Source organism: Nonomuraea fuscirosea (assembly GCF_003001935.1).
GTDB classification, from domain to species: domain Bacteria; phylum Actinomycetota; class Actinomycetes; order Streptosporangiales; family Streptosporangiaceae; genus Nonomuraea; species Nonomuraea fuscirosea.
The window spans coordinates 22,176-35,131 of the sequence record NZ_PVNG01000029.1 but is presented as its reverse complement, the minus strand read 5'-3'; the positions used below and the strand labels follow the sequence as shown (position 1 = coordinate 35,131).

The 12,956-nt window shown below is 71.9% G+C and carries 16 protein-coding genes; 11 read left to right on the top strand and 5 right to left on the bottom strand.

The window, feature by feature from the left end; genetic code table 11:
- Nucleotides 1-226 precede the first annotated feature (226 nt).
- Nucleotides 227-631 carry a hypothetical protein gene (locus B0I32_RS47860; RefSeq protein ID WP_146178571.1) on the bottom strand — a complete coding sequence of 135 codons (405 nt, stop codon included), beginning with the start codon at nucleotides 629-631 and terminating at the stop codon, nucleotides 227-229.
- A 500-nt stretch (nucleotides 632-1,131) separates the two neighbouring features.
- On the opposite strand from B0I32_RS47860, the gene B0I32_RS47855 reads away from it, so the two are divergent.
- Complete coding sequence (locus B0I32_RS47855; protein WP_106251147.1) at nucleotides 1,132-1,377, top strand: hypothetical protein; 246 nt, start codon at nucleotides 1,132-1,134, stop codon at nucleotides 1,375-1,377.
- 27 nt (nucleotides 1,378-1,404) lie between these two features.
- Here the strand turns inward: B0I32_RS47855 and B0I32_RS47850 are convergent, their stop codons facing one another.
- Complete coding sequence (locus B0I32_RS47850) at nucleotides 1,405-1,812, bottom strand: hypothetical protein (protein ID WP_146178570.1); 408 nt, start codon at nucleotides 1,810-1,812, stop codon at nucleotides 1,405-1,407.
- A gap of 420 nt (nucleotides 1,813-2,232) precedes the next feature.
- Here B0I32_RS47850 and B0I32_RS47845 point away from each other — a divergent pair, with 420 nt between their 5' ends.
- Both B0I32_RS47845 and B0I32_RS47840 read left to right on the top strand, forming a co-directional pair.
- Nucleotides 2,233-2,610: an STAS domain-containing protein gene (locus B0I32_RS47845; RefSeq protein WP_106251143.1), complete on the top strand. Its 378-nt coding sequence runs from the start codon at nucleotides 2,233-2,235 to the stop codon at nucleotides 2,608-2,610.
- A gap of 93 nt (nucleotides 2,611-2,703) precedes the next feature.
- Nucleotides 2,704-3,486, top strand: coding sequence for a glycerophosphodiester phosphodiesterase (locus tag B0I32_RS47840; RefSeq protein WP_219912391.1), 783 nt, complete (start codon nucleotides 2,704-2,706; stop codon nucleotides 3,484-3,486).
- A 100-nt stretch (nucleotides 3,487-3,586) separates the two neighbouring features.
- On the opposite strand, the gene B0I32_RS47835 is transcribed toward B0I32_RS47840, so the two are convergent.
- Entirely contained in the window at nucleotides 3,587-4,720 is a 1,134-nt protein-coding gene (locus B0I32_RS47835; protein WP_106251139.1) for a serine hydrolase domain-containing protein, read from the bottom strand.
- Between the two features lie 231 nt (nucleotides 4,721-4,951).
- Here B0I32_RS47835 and B0I32_RS47830 point away from each other — a divergent pair, with 231 nt between their 5' ends.
- The 7 genes from B0I32_RS47830 (at nucleotide 4,952) to B0I32_RS47805 (ending at nucleotide 10,965) form a co-directional block, all read left to right on the top strand.
- Nucleotides 4,952-5,737, top strand: a complete 786-nt coding sequence (locus tag B0I32_RS47830; RefSeq protein ID WP_106251137.1) for a MerR family transcriptional regulator — start codon at nucleotides 4,952-4,954, stop codon at nucleotides 5,735-5,737.
- Nucleotides 5,738-5,804: 67 nt separating this feature from the next.
- The gene (locus tag B0I32_RS47825; protein WP_245956624.1) at nucleotides 5,805-6,164 is read left to right on the top strand and encodes an STAS domain-containing protein; all 360 of its coding nucleotides are present in this window, start codon (nucleotides 5,805-5,807) and stop codon (nucleotides 6,162-6,164) included.
- Nucleotides 6,165-6,213: 49 nt separating this feature from the next.
- Complete coding sequence (locus tag B0I32_RS58390; RefSeq protein ID WP_181308583.1) at nucleotides 6,214-6,381, top strand: hypothetical protein; 168 nt, start codon at nucleotides 6,214-6,216, stop codon at nucleotides 6,379-6,381.
- Nucleotides 6,382-6,730: 349 nt separating this feature from the next.
- Nucleotides 6,731-8,197, top strand: coding sequence for an MDR family MFS transporter (locus B0I32_RS47820; protein ID WP_245956617.1), 1,467 nt, complete (start codon nucleotides 6,731-6,733; stop codon nucleotides 8,195-8,197).
- Nucleotides 8,198-8,362: 165 nt separating this feature from the next.
- Complete coding sequence (locus tag B0I32_RS47815; RefSeq protein WP_106251134.1) at nucleotides 8,363-9,109, top strand: maleylpyruvate isomerase N-terminal domain-containing protein; 747 nt, start codon at nucleotides 8,363-8,365, stop codon at nucleotides 9,107-9,109.
- Between the two features lie 201 nt (nucleotides 9,110-9,310).
- On the top strand, nucleotides 9,311-10,375 hold the full coding sequence (locus tag B0I32_RS47810; protein WP_106251132.1) for a Glu/Leu/Phe/Val dehydrogenase dimerization domain-containing protein: 1,065 nt from the start codon (nucleotides 9,311-9,313) through the stop codon (nucleotides 10,373-10,375).
- Between the two features lie 107 nt (nucleotides 10,376-10,482).
- A complete protein-coding gene (locus tag B0I32_RS47805; RefSeq protein ID WP_106251130.1) occupies nucleotides 10,483-10,965 on the top strand; it encodes a DUF6461 domain-containing protein in 483 nt (160 codons plus the stop codon).
- On the opposite strand, the gene B0I32_RS47800 is transcribed toward B0I32_RS47805, so the two are convergent.
- Entirely contained in the window at nucleotides 10,944-11,510 is a 567-nt protein-coding gene (locus B0I32_RS47800; protein ID WP_106251128.1) for a dihydrofolate reductase family protein, read from the bottom strand. The genes B0I32_RS47805 and B0I32_RS47800 overlap by 22 nt on opposite strands.
- A 62-nt stretch (nucleotides 11,511-11,572) precedes the next feature.
- Nucleotides 11,573-12,106 (bottom strand): MarR family winged helix-turn-helix transcriptional regulator, encoded by a 534-nt coding sequence (locus tag B0I32_RS47795; RefSeq protein ID WP_106251126.1) that lies wholly within the window; start codon nucleotides 12,104-12,106, stop codon nucleotides 11,573-11,575.
- Nucleotides 12,107-12,160: 54 nt separating this feature from the next.
- Here B0I32_RS47795 and B0I32_RS47790 point away from each other — a divergent pair, with 54 nt between their 5' ends.
- A complete protein-coding gene (locus tag B0I32_RS47790) occupies nucleotides 12,161-12,880 on the top strand; it encodes an SDR family NAD(P)-dependent oxidoreductase (protein WP_106251125.1) in 720 nt (239 codons plus the stop codon).
- Nucleotides 12,881-12,956 lie beyond the last annotated feature (76 nt).

Genomic DNA, 12,956 nt, shown 5'->3' with positions numbered 1-12,956 from the left:
CTCGCACCCGCCCCAGCCTGGTACGCACCACCGGGCCGTCCGCGCGCGTGGCCGACGACGAGGCCGCGGGCGTGGCCGGGTGAGCTGGCGGGTGAGCTGGCCGACGACGAGGCCGGTGAGGTGGCCGATGAGGTGGTCGGTGGGGTGGCCGCGCACGCCGACATGATCAGCGACAGCGGCAACATTGCGGTCATCGCCCGGGCCATCGGGGTGGCAGGCAGGCGGATCATGAGGCGAGCCAGGTCTTCAGCAGTCGTGCCCAGGTGCGGTTGTTCGTGGTTTCCAAGATTCGCCGGTGGTCGGTCATCAGGTAGATCTCGCCGTGCGAGACGGTGTCGAGGATCAGCGGCCTGCCGGAGTTCAGCAGTCCGCCCACGAAACGTCCGTACAGGTCGGTGTACTCGTTCCACACCGAGGTCACCTCGCGGAGGCGCAGGACGAGATCGGCCCGGCCGTCCCAGCCGCCTATCGCGAGACGGTCGCCGTACAGCGTCACCTGACCGTTGCGCGGGAACAGGACGCGCTGATCGTCCCCGGCCGCCATCCGAGCGCCTCGGCCGCGCCCGCTCAGCTCTGCGGCGGTGGACCCGGCGTATCTGCCCTGCGCCAGTGGCGTGCTCTGTTCGCTCATGACACCCAGGTTCTCGGCCGGTCCCGGCGTGCCGCAGTGGGCCGAAGTAGTCGAGGGGCGCGACTTTGGCCGGAGCCGGGGCCGGGTTTTCGGGTATCGGGGCAGGGTAGGCGGTCCGCCATGAGATTCGGGGGCTGGGACGTCAGACCGCTGGGCGGCTGGACGGGCTGCCTGATCATGATCGTCATCTCGGTGGTGCTGTCGATCCTGCTGACGGTCATCATCAACCTGCTTCTCTGAACGCAGGTCGCGGGCGTGCTCGTTCTGGCCGGGCTGCTGGTGGTGGTGGCTCTGCGCCGCCGGGACCCGGTCATCGGGTCGGTGGAGCGGGCTCCCGGGCCGTGGCCGGTGCTCGGCTACTCCCTGGCGGCGGGGCGGTGTTCTGGCTCGCGGCCGTCGAGCTCGACGCGCTCGGCGCGTGGCCGGTCACCGTCGTGTACGCCGTGGTGTGCGTTCTGGTGACCCGGTGGTCGCGGCGTACCGGCTGAGGTCAGGCGCAGGTGTTCGCGCCGGCGGCGGGTGGTGTGCTCACCTATGCCTGGCACGGGTTCCCGCAGCCGCCCGCCGTACCGGTGGACGCGGCGCTCGACCTGGCCGGCAACACCGCCTTCGCCGTGGCCGCCGTCGGCCTGCTGGTCGTGCCCGCCCTGCGCCTGCGACCGGCCCGGGTCGTGAGTGACCCGTCCGAAAGCCGCGAGCGACCCGTCCCGGAAGTCGTGGGTGGCCCGTCCGGAGGCCGTGGGTGACGGGCCTCCGGACGTCAGGGTCACCGGTCAGAGCGCCAGCAGGTCGAATCCGCCGTCGGCCAGGCGGCCCGTGTTGGTGTCGTACACGTTGACGGTGATCGTGTTGTGGTGGTCGCAGGTCGCGGACGGGTTGCGGTAGGCGATGTGCGGCAGGCGCCGCGGGTCGCGCGGCGTGAGCTGGATGAGCGCGTCGGGCGCCTCCACCGAGTGGGCGAGCTGGACGCAGTACCGGCCGGTGGCCGCCAGCCACGACCTGACGACGTTCGTGCCCTTGTTCAGGCTGCCGTCGGCGTTGACGATGGCGGCGGCGCTGTCGTAGAACGTCGCCGGGCGCTGGTGCGCGCCACTCTGCTCGGCGTGCGCGGGCGAAACCGCTGCCGCGATGAGGCTGGCGACCGTCAGGGCGAAGGCCCCTGACACAGTACGACGAAGCATGAAAATTCCTTTCGATCGGGCCCTTACAGGGAGCAAGATTGAAAGTAATTCCGCATTCGACAGCACGCCGCGCGCCACCCCGGCAGGGACAATCAAGAAACTTTGATCGATCGAACCCGAACCCGTGACCGCGTGACGAGCGCCGCATCCGGCCCTGGTCACCGCCGGAAAAGCATGGAGAAATGCACCACCGAACCGCCGAGCCACCGGAAATGGTGGCCTTTACCGCGAAAGGCGGATAGACGGCCGGACGGCTGAAGATCTTATGGCCAAATCCCTTTCCCGCGACCCGCTTCGGCCGTAGCGTCAACGGTGACGGCGTCGCCGACGTCACCATGAGGCCGGCCTACTGTGGGGATCGCTCGTGTTCATCTCTCTCGCGCACTCGTCGATCAGCTGAACGCCCGCGACGAGACCTCCATGTCTCCTCCCTTCGGTGTCCGCTGCCGCTCGCTGGCCGCCGGCGCCCTGATCGTCGTGTCGGGCGAGCTCGACGCCACCAACGTCGGCCGGCTCGAGTCCTTCATCAGCCGGGAGCGGCGGCGCGGCCGTCCCCTGATCCTCGATCTGGCCGGGCTGACGTTCATGGACAGCATGGGCCTGCAGGTGCTGCTGCTGGTGCACGCCGACATCCGCCGGGAGGGCGGCACGCTGCACCTGGCCGCCGTCCAGGATCTTCCGGCGCGGATCCTGCAGCTCACCGGCGTGTGGGACGCCCTGAACATCCACGCCGACGTGACGGAGGCCGTCGCGGCCGTACGCGACCTCGAAGCCGGCTCGAAACGGCTGCGGTCGTAGCCGGGCCGGGAACGCGATCGTCACCTGATGCCCGGCGCGAGCGTGCTGTGGGACAGTGTCGTGCACTGACGACAAGATCGAAAGGTGCGTGCTGTGGCAGTCCCCCTCGCCGCGTTCCTGCTGGCCTCGTTACTCACCGCCCCGTCGGCCGCGCTGCCCGCGTGCCCGCAGATCTTCGGGCACGGCGGCTACCCCACCGGCGCCGACGCCTGGGAACGGGACCAGATCCGCCAGCCCAACAACCCGGCCGCCATCCGCCAGTACAAGGCGTGGGGCGCGGCGGGCGTCGAGGCCGACCTGCAGCTCACCAGGGACGGCACCAAGGCCGTCATGTGGCACAACACCTCGACCTGGGGGTTGACCGGCACGAAGAAGAACATCACCGAGATCTGGTGGGCCAGCGGCGACACCCGGCTCGACGGGCGCACCATCACGCGCGGCCCGTTCGAGGGCGAAAGGGTGCACACGTTCCGTCAGTGGCTGGCCGCGATGAGGTCGGCCGGCATGATCGGGATGGTGGAGGTCAAGCCGGAGGGCAAGCAGTCGCTGTTCCACGCGGACGCCGCGATCAAGGCGCGGGCCTGGGCCGAGGTGCTCGACCCCGTCAGGGAGAACTACCGGTCGCAGGAGATCATCCTGTATTCCCACGACAGCGGCGTCTCCGCCGAGCTGCGGCGGCGGGTGACCGCCGCGGGCATGACGCAGGTGCTGAGCGGCGGCCCCGTCTGGCCCGACGTCACCAAGTGGGAGGAGCCGCCGCCCTCCTGGCGGCTGAACGAGAGCGCGTGGAACCAGGCGCTCCAGAGCGGCGCCAAGCGGATGGCCACCGACTACCCGTCCCAGCTCCGCTCGTGGCTCGTGGGCAAGTGCCAGTGATCGCCTGGCCGGGCGGCGAGCAGGCGCGCGGACACTGACCCGGCCCTGGCCCGGCTCTGGCCCGGCTCGGCTCTGGCGCGGCACGCCCGCGCGGCCGGGCTCAGGCCGTCGGCGCGTCGGGGCCGCCGTCGAAGACCGCCGTGACGAGCTGCCGCTTCACCTGCTCCATCGCCTCGGCCATGGCGACCCAGTCCACCTGGGAGTCCCCGAACGTCAGCGAGCCGGTCATGGTCCTGCTGCCGTCGGGCGTGGCGTACATGAGCGTCGCCCAGCCCCAGAAGCCGCCGTTGTGCTGGACGATCGTGCCTCCGCCGTCCGTGCGCTCCACGAACACCCCGAGGCCGTAGCCCATGGTGGGGTCCGGCGTGCACATCTCGGCCAGCAGCGGCGCCGGCAGCAGCCGGCCGCCCATCAGCGCCGAGAAGAACGTGTGCAGGTCCTGGGTGGTCGAGATCATGTCGCCGGCGGCGGAGATCCACGAGGGGTTGAAGCGGGTGGTGTCGGCCACGTGCCAGCCGTCGCCGTCCTCGTACGGGTAGTAGCCGTGCGCGTGCGGCTCGGGGAGCTCCGGCGAGTCCTCGGGCACCACGGTGCCGCTCAGCCCGAGCGGCTCCAGGATGCGCCGCCGCATCTCCTCCCCGTACGGGCGGCCGGCGACCTGCTCGATCAGCAGCCTGGCCAGCACGTAGTTGGTGTTGGAGTAGCTCCAGCGCGTTCCCGGCTCGAACCTGGCCGGCTGGGACAGCGCCATCCGTACCAGCTCTTCCGGCCGATAGGTCCGGTCCCGGTTGTCCAGCCACTCCTTGCCCACGCCGGCCACGCCGCCGGCCAGCTGCGTCCCGTCCGGGGAGAACTCGCCGGTGAAGTTGAACAGGCCGCTGGTGTGCTGGAGCAGCATCCGCACCGTGATCCGCGGGTCCAGCTCGAACTCGGGCAGGCGGCCGGCCACCGGGGTGTCCAGCCCGATCCTGTCCTCGGCGACCAGCTGCAGCATCAGGGCGGCGGTGAAGGTCTTGGTGACGCTGCCGATCCTGAAGTGACCGTCGATCGGCGGAGTTGCGCTCCCGCCCAGCTCGCTCACGCCTGCGCTGCCGGCCCAGTGACCGCGCTCGTCGTGCACACGCAGCTGCACGCCGGCGAAACCGTAGTCGACGAACGACTCGATCGCCTTGCGCAGGTCCGGGCGGTCCTGTGCGGCGGCGGTGTTCTCGACGGTACGAAGGGACTCGTTCATGATCAATCCTTGTCTCAGCGGAAGAGATGTTCAGCGCGGACGGGAAGCGTGGCCGCGCCCCGGCCCTGCGAGCGGCCCCGTGGCGGCGGCCTGCGATCAGCGTGGGCCCTGACCTAAGGTCAAGGTCAACCGCCTCGCGCTCCGGCCCTCGGCGACGGCGCGATCAGCCGGGTGGAAACGGGCTATTCTCGACCCTGTGACCTGCCGCGACCCGTACTCGATGGCCCGCTGATGACCGGCGGGCTCACCATCGGCCAGGCGGCCGCGTTCGCCGGCGTCACGATCAAGACGGTGCGGCACTATCACCGGCTCGGCCTGGTCGCCGAGCCGGAACGCGACGGTTCCGGCTACCGGCGCTACCGGTCGGCCGACCTGCTCCGGCTGGTCCAGGCCCGCACCCTGGCCGGGGCGGGGGTGCCGCTGGCCGAGATCGGCGACCTGCTCGACGCCGATCCCGTACGGTTCACCGCCGCGCTGGACGACGTGGACCGGCGGCTCACCGAACGCATCGAGGACCTGATCGCGCGCCGCGACACGCTGCGCCGGCTCGACCAGGGCGACCGGGCCCTGCTGCCCGACCGGGCCTGCGCGCTCCTCGACCGGCTGACCGCCCTCGGCTTCGCCGCCGACTACGTGGACACGCAGCGCGAGGCCATGGTGCTGACGCGGGCGCTGATCCCGGAGATCCTCGACAGCTTCCTGTCCCGGCTCGAGGACTGGCTCGGCGATCCCGAGTTCGTCGAGCTGACCAAGCAGGGCTGGGACGCGAAATCCTGGGATCCCGAGGACCCGCGGATCGAGGAGCTGGCGGCCGCGATGGCGGGCCGGCTGCTGGCCGATCCCGCGCGGCTGGCGATGCCCGCCGAGGTGCGGCGGCGGCCCGACGCGGACGCCCGGTACGGGGTGATCGACCACCACGGGGAGGACCGGGAGCCGTCCCTCGCCCGGCTGAACACGCTGATCGAGGCGCACCTGCGCGCGGCCGGCGTGGACGTTCCGCGCCCTCCGCACCAGTAGGCGGCCGCGGAGCAGCCGGCAGTGGCCTCGGAGCGGCCGGCGGTGGCCTCGATACGATGGCGGGGTGATGATGTCCGCCGGCGAGACTCCCGCCCCCGCACCGCTGCGCCTGACGTCGTCCACGGCCGGCGACATCGCCGTGATCACCGTGGAGGGAGTGCTGGACGCCACCACCCGCCAGCAGTTCGCCGACCACCTCGACCAGGCCGGCACCTCCATCATCCTCGACCTCGCCGGCGCCGTCTTCATGGACTCCCGCGCCCTCGGCCTGATCATCCACCACTGGCAGGCCAGCCAGGCCGCCGGCGGCAAGTTCGCCCTCATCGGCGTCGACTACCGCCGCGCGAAGATCATGTGGATCACCGGCCTGGCCAAGGTCCTGCCCCTCTACGACGACCTCGACGCAGCACTCGCCGCCCTCGCCTGACCGGAGCGAGCGGCGTCCGCCACCTCGCGAGTGACTGCATACTGTTGCCATGAAAACACTCACAGTGATCGCCGCCGGCGCTCTCGCCATCCTGTTCACGTCGGCGGCTCCGGTCGACACCCGCTCCCTCAAGCGGCCCGCCCTCTGCTCGGTCACCTCCCTGGCGGTGGGTGAGCTGGTCGACAGTTGCCGTCTGGTGAAGTCGGCCGGTCTCTGACCGGAGGGGCCGAGGTGCGGCGCCGGCTCCGCTCAGCGCGATGAGCGGAGCCGGCCGGCGTCCGCACGGCCCGTACGGTGCCCAGCCGGACGGGCGGCGGGGCGTCTGAGGGGGACGGGTCCGGGCGGCGCGGCAGGACTTTCGCATCAGGGGAATCGCGGGCATGAGCTGCGAGGCAGCGGCGGTAATTCGGGTGACATTTCCCACTTCATGCCTCATCGTTGGGCGCGGCCGATGAGTTTTGTCGGTGGGGCCGGTCAGTCTGTACATGACGACCACTTCTTGTGAAACCGAAGCCCGGCTCCCCGGCGACCACCGGTTCTCCCCCGACGACCCCGAACGAGGTTCCGTGACCATCTCAGAGCTCGACTCACCCGCCAAGCCCGCGGCCGCCGCGTCCGGCCGCACGCCGCCCGTGATCCGGCTGCTGGTGCTGGCCACGTTCGTGGTCATCCTCAACGAGACGATCATGATCAACGCCATCCCCGGGCTGATGGCGGCGTTGCACATCACCGAGCAGACCGCGCAGTGGCTTTCCACCGCTTTCATGCTGACCATGGCCGCGGTCATCCCGATCACCGGCTGGTTCCTCCAGCGGGTGTCCACCCGGGCCGCCTACGCCACCGCGATGGGGCTGTTCCTGCTCGGCACCGCGCTGGCCATGGCGGCGCCGTCGTTCGCCGTGCTGCTGGTCGCCCGGATCGTCCAGGCGTCCGGGACGGCCGTGATGATGCCGCTGCTGATGACCACCCTGATGCGCGTGGTGCCCGAGGAGGACCGCGGCCGGGTGATGGGCAACGTCACCCTGGCCATGTCGGTCGCGCCCGCGATGGGCCCGACGGTCTCCGGCGTGATCCTGCAGTTCGGGTCCTGGCGCCTGCTGTTCGCCGCGGTGCTGCCCATCGCCGCCCTGATCGCGTGGGGCGGCCTGAAGCGGCTGGAGAATGTCGGCGAGACCGAGCGCGGCAGCATCGACTGGTTCAGCGTGGTGACGGCCGCGGCCGGTTTCGGCGGCCTGGTCTACGGGCTCAGCCGGTTCGAGGGCGGCGACGCCGGCGTGGCCGTCGCGATCGTGGTGGGCGGGCTGGTCACCATCCTCGGCTTCGTCCTGCGCCAGCTCTGGCTGCAGAAGCACGGCGTGCCGCTGCTCGACCTGCGCACGCTGCGCCAGCGCACCTACACCGTCTCGCTGATCCTCCTGTCGGTGGCCTTCATGGCGATGCTCGGCTCGATGATCCTGCTGCCGCTCTACCTGCAGAGCCTGCGCGGGCTCAGCGCCCTGGAGACCGGGCTCCTGGTGATGCCGGGCGGCCTGGCGATGGGGCTGCTCGGCCCGACGGTCGGCCGCCTGTTCGACCGGTTCGGCGGCCGGGTGCTGGTGGTGCCCGGCGCGATCGGCATCATGCTCGCGCTCACCGGCTTCACCCAGGTATCGATGACGATGCCGTTCTGGCAGATCCTCGGCCTGCACGCGCTGCTGATGGTGAGCCTGGCCGCGACCTTCACCCCCGTCTTCACCCTCGGGCTCGGCGCGGTCCCGCCGCGGCTCTACTCCCACGGCAGCTCGATCCTGAGCACGCTGCAGCAGGTGGCGGCGGCCTTCGGCACCGCGCTCGTGATCACCGTGATGAGCGCGCGAGCCGAGGCCCTGACCGCCGCCGGAGTCAGCGAGGGCCTGGCCGACCTGGGCGGCATGCGGCTGGCGTTCATCATCGGCGCGGCGCTGTCCGTGGCCGTGGTCGTCGCCGCCCTGCTCCTTCCGGCCCGCGCGCCCGACACCGGCGAGCACGACGGCCCCGCCTGGCCCGCCCACTGATCCGGCGAGCACTCCCCCGCGGTCTTCGCACCGGCCGTCACCGCCACTCCAGGGCGGTGGCGGCCGTCGTCGTTCAGCGGCGCACGAGGGTGCCGGGTGCTGGGCCGGTACGCCAGGGCAACCGGCAGCGGTGCCACGTCCGGGCGCCCGTGTTTGACTTGCCGCATGGATCAGCGCCGGTACTTGGACCTCATCGAGCTGGACTACGCGCGGCTGCGCGACACCGCCACCCGTGACCTCGCCGCCCCGGTGCCCCGCTGCCCCGGGTGGACCACCGCCGACCTGCTCAAGCATGTCGGCGACACGTTCCTGCACAAGGTCGAGACGATGCGCCGCGGCGCCTGGCCGAAGCCCTGGCCACCCGAGCCGGATCCGAACGGGCCGGCGGCGTACCTGAACCGCGCCATGGCCGAGCTGCGTGGCGAGCTCGCCTCCCGGCCGCCGGAGGAGCAGGCGCTGACGTGGTACGACCCCGACCAGACCGTCGGCTTCTGGGCCCGCAGGATGGCGCTGGAGACGGCGGTGCACCGGGTGGACGCCGAGCTGGCGGCCGGCGAACCCATCATGCCGATCCCGGCCGACCTGGCGGTGGACGGCATCGACGAGATCCTCGTGACCTTCCTCGCCTTCGCCTCCCGCCAGTGGCCGGAGGACTTCGGCGATGCCCTGGCCGGCGCGGACGGGCGCACGGTGTCGATCACAACGGGAGCGAACGGCTGGCTCGTCCGCCTGGCCGCCTCGGGCGTCGAGGTCGCCGGGGACGACGCGCCGGGAGAGGCGTCGATCTCGGGCGCGCCCCAGGATGTGCTGCTGTGGCTGTGGCGGCGGGCGGACGACGCGACGCTGACCTTCGACGGCGATCCAGGACTGGTGCGACGGCTGCGCGACCTGCTGAAGGAGGCGACGCAGTAGGTCGGACGCCCGGTTCCGTTCTCACGCGGGTCCGCCGACGGTGGCCGGCGGCGTTGCGGGCGGTTTGCGTGGTGCTGCGAATGTCTTGGTGCCGCGAATTTCTTGGTGCCGCGATGGACAGGGCGCGGGTTGGCGTCGAGATTGGTCGGCAGGCGCCGTCCTCTTCCGGGCGGCGCCGATCGGACGATGTGAGGAGCGCGCATGAGGATCGTGGAGCTCGCCTCGGTGGACGGGTACATCGCCTTCGACCTTGACTGCCCGACCAGCGCGGGCGGCACCCGGCTGGCCCCCGACGTGACCCCCGGCGAGGCGGGGCTGCTCGCGCGGGCGATGACGTACAAGCTGGCCGTGCTGGGCGAACGGATCGGCGGCGCCAAGGCGGTGCTGCGGGCCGAGCCCGCGGACCGGGAGGCCACTGTGGCCCGCTACTGCCGGGAGATCACCCCGCTGGTCGAGAAGGGGGACTTCCTGACGGCTTCCGACCTGGGCACCCGTACGCAGGACTTCGCGCCGCTGCCCGGTTACCGTCCCGACGCGGTGATGCATCAGGAGGTCGGCGGCGAGCTGGTGGACACGATGGTGACCGGGCTGGGGGTGGTGGTCGCGGCGGAGACGGCGCTCGGCGGCCTGGACGGGCGGACGCTCGCGGTCGAGGGGTTCGGCAAGGTGGGCGGCGCCGTCGTGCGGGAGGCCGTGCGGCGGGGCGCGCGGATCGTGGCGCTGTCGACGCTGCGCGGGTGCGTGACCGACCCGGCGGGGCTGGACGTGGCCGCTCTGGAGGACCTGCGGGCCGAGCACGGCGACGCCTGCGTGGAGCGGCTCGGGCTGCCCGTGCATCCGGCCGAGGCACTGTACGAGGTGGCGGCGGACGTGCTCGTGCCCGGCGCGCGCACCGGCACCCTGACCGCCGGGCGAGCCGCCGGGGTCCGCGCCCGTGTCGTCGCCCCGGCGGCGAACGTCCCGTACACGGACGGCGGCCTGCGTACGCTGCGGGAGCGTGGCGTCATGACGCTGGCGGACTTCGTCTGCGGGGCCGGCGCCACGATCGGCTACCTCTCGGAACGCACCCGTGAGGTCACCGACGCCGCCTCCGCCCGGGCCCTGGTGGAGAAGCGGGTCGCCGGGCTCACCAGCACGGCGCTTGAGCATCCTGACGGGCCGTTCGCGGGTTCGTGCGCCGTGGCCGAGGGCTTCCTCGCCACCTGGCGCGCCCCTGACGGCCTCCCCGACGGCCCACCCCTCGCCCCCGAACCCGCCCTCCGCTAAGACACGCCACTCGGCGGGCCGGCGCGGCAGGGCGTCTCACCCCACCACTCTCCGCACCGGCGCGCCGGCTGACCGTTTCTGTCGCTCCCGGCTGGCACCATGCCGGCATGATCGCGACTGCCGCCGACTACGCCTGGTTCACCTTCCGCCGGTTCACCTACGACGAATACACCGATCTGCGGGAGGCGTACTGCTTCACCCTCGTTCGCGGCCTGACACCGGAGCAGGTCATCACCCGGACCGGGGCCGAGGCCTACGACTTTCCGCCGATGGGGCTCAAGGAGCTGATCAGGACAGCGTTCTCCAGCTCCGGCAGACCCGATTCCGGTTACGGCCATTTCTTCGGGGTGGTCGCCGTCGATGACTGGGCGTTCATCGTCGAACCCAACGGCTTCATGGGCGTATGCCCGGACATCGCCGGGCGGCTGTCGGCGGGCACCCGGCTGGTCTCCCATCTCCTCAATGTCAACGGAGTGGAGGACTTCCTCTGGATGGAAGACGGCCGCGAGCGCCTGGCCTTGGAGTCGAGCTGTGCGGAGTCGCGCCCCATTCGCCGTGACCAGCGCTTTCAGGGGCGGTTTACGCGGTAGTGGAGGTGGGTGACGTCGGGCGCGGTCAGCTGGCGGACCTGCTCCAGCTCGACGACCTCGGCCGGCAGGTGGTCGAAGAGGCGGCGGCCCGCCCCCAGCAGGACCGGAACGACGTGCAGCTCCATCTCGTCCAGTTCCCCGGCCCGCAGCAGGGCCTGCGCCGCCCCGGCCCCGTGCACCAGCACGGTCCCGTCGCCGGCGGCGGCGCGGGCCTGGGCGGCGCATTCGGCGGCGTCGGTGACGTAGCGGACGCTGCCGGGCGGCGCCTCGTCGGGCACGTCGTGGGTCAGGACGAAGATCGGTACGCCGTCGTGGTGGTCGCCCTGCCAGCGGCCGGCCAGCTCGTACGTACGACGTCCGGCGATGACCGCCCGGGTGGCCATCGCCTCGGCGTACACCTCCCCGCTCGGCCCCGGGTCGTTGCGCCGATCGAGCCAGTTGAACAGCCGGAACCCGCCGATGCCCATCGGCGCGTCCACGCTGTCGTCGGGCCCGGCCACGTAGCCGTCCAGCGACACGGTCATGTAGAGGACGATCTTGGCCATGGGTTCGTTCCCTTCGGGGGGTGCGGGATGTCACCCATACTGACCTACCGGACGGGGAGAACTCATCGGTCCGCGGGCGGCGGCTCCCCGGTCGTCATGCGGTGCCGTACGTCGAGGGTGAGCTTTTCGAGGAGGGTCGCGAGCGTGGCCCGTTCCGCCGCGCTCAACCCCGTGACCAGGGAGGCCTCGCGGCCGAGCACCGAGTCGACGGAGCGTTCGATGAGCGCGTGCCCCTCGTCCGTCAGCGAGACCGCGACGCTCCTGCGGCCCGTCTCGCCGGGGCCGCGGCGGATCAGGCCGGCGCGCTCGGCCCTGGCCACGCGCTGCGAGATCGCTCCTGCCGTCACCAGGGCGCGCGCGGCCAGTTGACGGGTGCTCAGCCGGTACGGCGGGCCGGAGCGGCGGATCACGGAGAGCAGGTCGAGCGTGGCCGCGTCGATGCCGGCGGCGCGCAGCACGCGGGCGCGGTCGTCGGCGAACATCTTCGCCAGCCGCCAGATGGGCGTCACGATCTCGATGGAGTCCGTCGGGGTGCCGGGGCGCTCGCGCTGCCAGGCCGCGGCGATCTCCGCGGGAGTGGCCGGGGTGTCCGCCATCGGGTGCGCCTCCTATATGTTTAGGTCTAAACGTAGCAGGAGCAGGGGGAAAAGATGGGCAGGACCGTTCTCGTCACCGGTGGGACCAGCGGCATCGGCCGGGCCACCGCCGCGCGATTCGCCGCCGACGGCGCCGACGTCGTCATCACCGGCCGCCGGCCGGAGACCGTCGAGCCCGCCGCAGCGGAGCTGGGGGTGCGCGGGCTGGCCTGCGACGCCACCCGTCCCGGCGAGGTCGCCGCGCTGGCAGAGGAGCTGGGCGGCAGGCTCGACGTACTGGTCAACGCCGCGGGCGGGCTGCCGCCCGTTCCCGCGGCCGGGACGCCGCCGCTGGAGGCGCTCGCGCAGGAGCTGACCGCCAGCGTGGCCGCCAACGTGCTCACCGCGGCCCTCACCACGACCGCCGTCCGCGACCGGCTCGCGTCCGGTGGCACGGTGGTCAGCATCGGGTCGATCGGCGCGGAACGCCGGGGCGGCTCCTACGGCGCCGCCAAGGCCGCGCTCGCCGCCTGGAATCTCACGCTCGCCGCCGAGATGGGGCCCCGGGACGTCACCTGCAACGTCATCTCCTCCGGATACGTCGCCGACACGAACTTCTTCCGCGGCGCGATGACGGAGGAACGCCACCAAGCGCTGGTGGAGGAGACGCTGCTCAAGCGGCCCGGCACGCCGGGCGACATCGCCGAGACCGTCTTCTTCCTCGCCTCCCCCGGCGCGCGGCACATCACCGGCCAGACCATCCACGTGAACGGCGGCGCGTTCACCACCCGGTGAGCGGGCCCCTGGAACGGAACTCCGCCGACCAGGGGACGCCGCCGGCTAAGGGGGGCGGCGCCGGCCAAAAGGGTCC

Bases quoted from the DNA above. Each gene is read 5' to 3' on its own strand.
- B0I32_RS47810 (WP_106251132.1), top strand. From the start codon at position 9,311: ATGAGGATCGTGGAGCTCGCCTCGGTGGACGGGTACATCGCCTTCGAC.
- B0I32_RS47800 (WP_106251128.1), bottom strand. From the start codon at position 11,510: ATGGCCAAGATCGTCCTCTACATGACCGTGTCGCTGGACGGCTACGTG.
- B0I32_RS47830 (WP_106251137.1), top strand. From the start codon at position 4,952: ATGACCGGCGGGCTCACCATCGGCCAGGCGGCCGCGTTCGCCGGCGTC.
- B0I32_RS47825 (WP_245956624.1), top strand. From the start codon at position 5,805: ATGATGTCCGCCGGCGAGACTCCCGCCCCCGCACCGCTGCGCCTGACG.
- B0I32_RS47835 (WP_106251139.1), bottom strand. From the start codon at position 4,720: ATGAACGAGTCCCTTCGTACCGTCGAGAACACCGCCGCCGCACAGGAC.
- B0I32_RS47795 (WP_106251126.1), bottom strand. From the start codon at position 12,106: ATGGCGGACACCCCGGCCACTCCCGCGGAGATCGCCGCGGCCTGGCAG.
- B0I32_RS47860 (WP_146178571.1), bottom strand. From the start codon at position 631: ATGAGCGAACAGAGCACGCCACTGGCGCAGGGCAGATACGCCGGGTCC.
- B0I32_RS58390 (WP_181308583.1), top strand. From the start codon at position 6,214: ATGAAAACACTCACAGTGATCGCCGCCGGCGCTCTCGCCATCCTGTTC.
- B0I32_RS47845 (WP_106251143.1), top strand. From the start codon at position 2,233: ATGTCTCCTCCCTTCGGTGTCCGCTGCCGCTCGCTGGCCGCCGGCGCC.
- B0I32_RS47850 (WP_146178570.1), bottom strand. From the start codon at position 1,812: ATGCTTCGTCGTACTGTGTCAGGGGCCTTCGCCCTGACGGTCGCCAGC.
- B0I32_RS47790 (WP_106251125.1), top strand. From the start codon at position 12,161: ATGGGCAGGACCGTTCTCGTCACCGGTGGGACCAGCGGCATCGGCCGG.
- B0I32_RS47815 (WP_106251134.1), top strand. From the start codon at position 8,363: ATGGATCAGCGCCGGTACTTGGACCTCATCGAGCTGGACTACGCGCGG.
- B0I32_RS47805 (WP_106251130.1), top strand. From the start codon at position 10,483: ATGATCGCGACTGCCGCCGACTACGCCTGGTTCACCTTCCGCCGGTTC.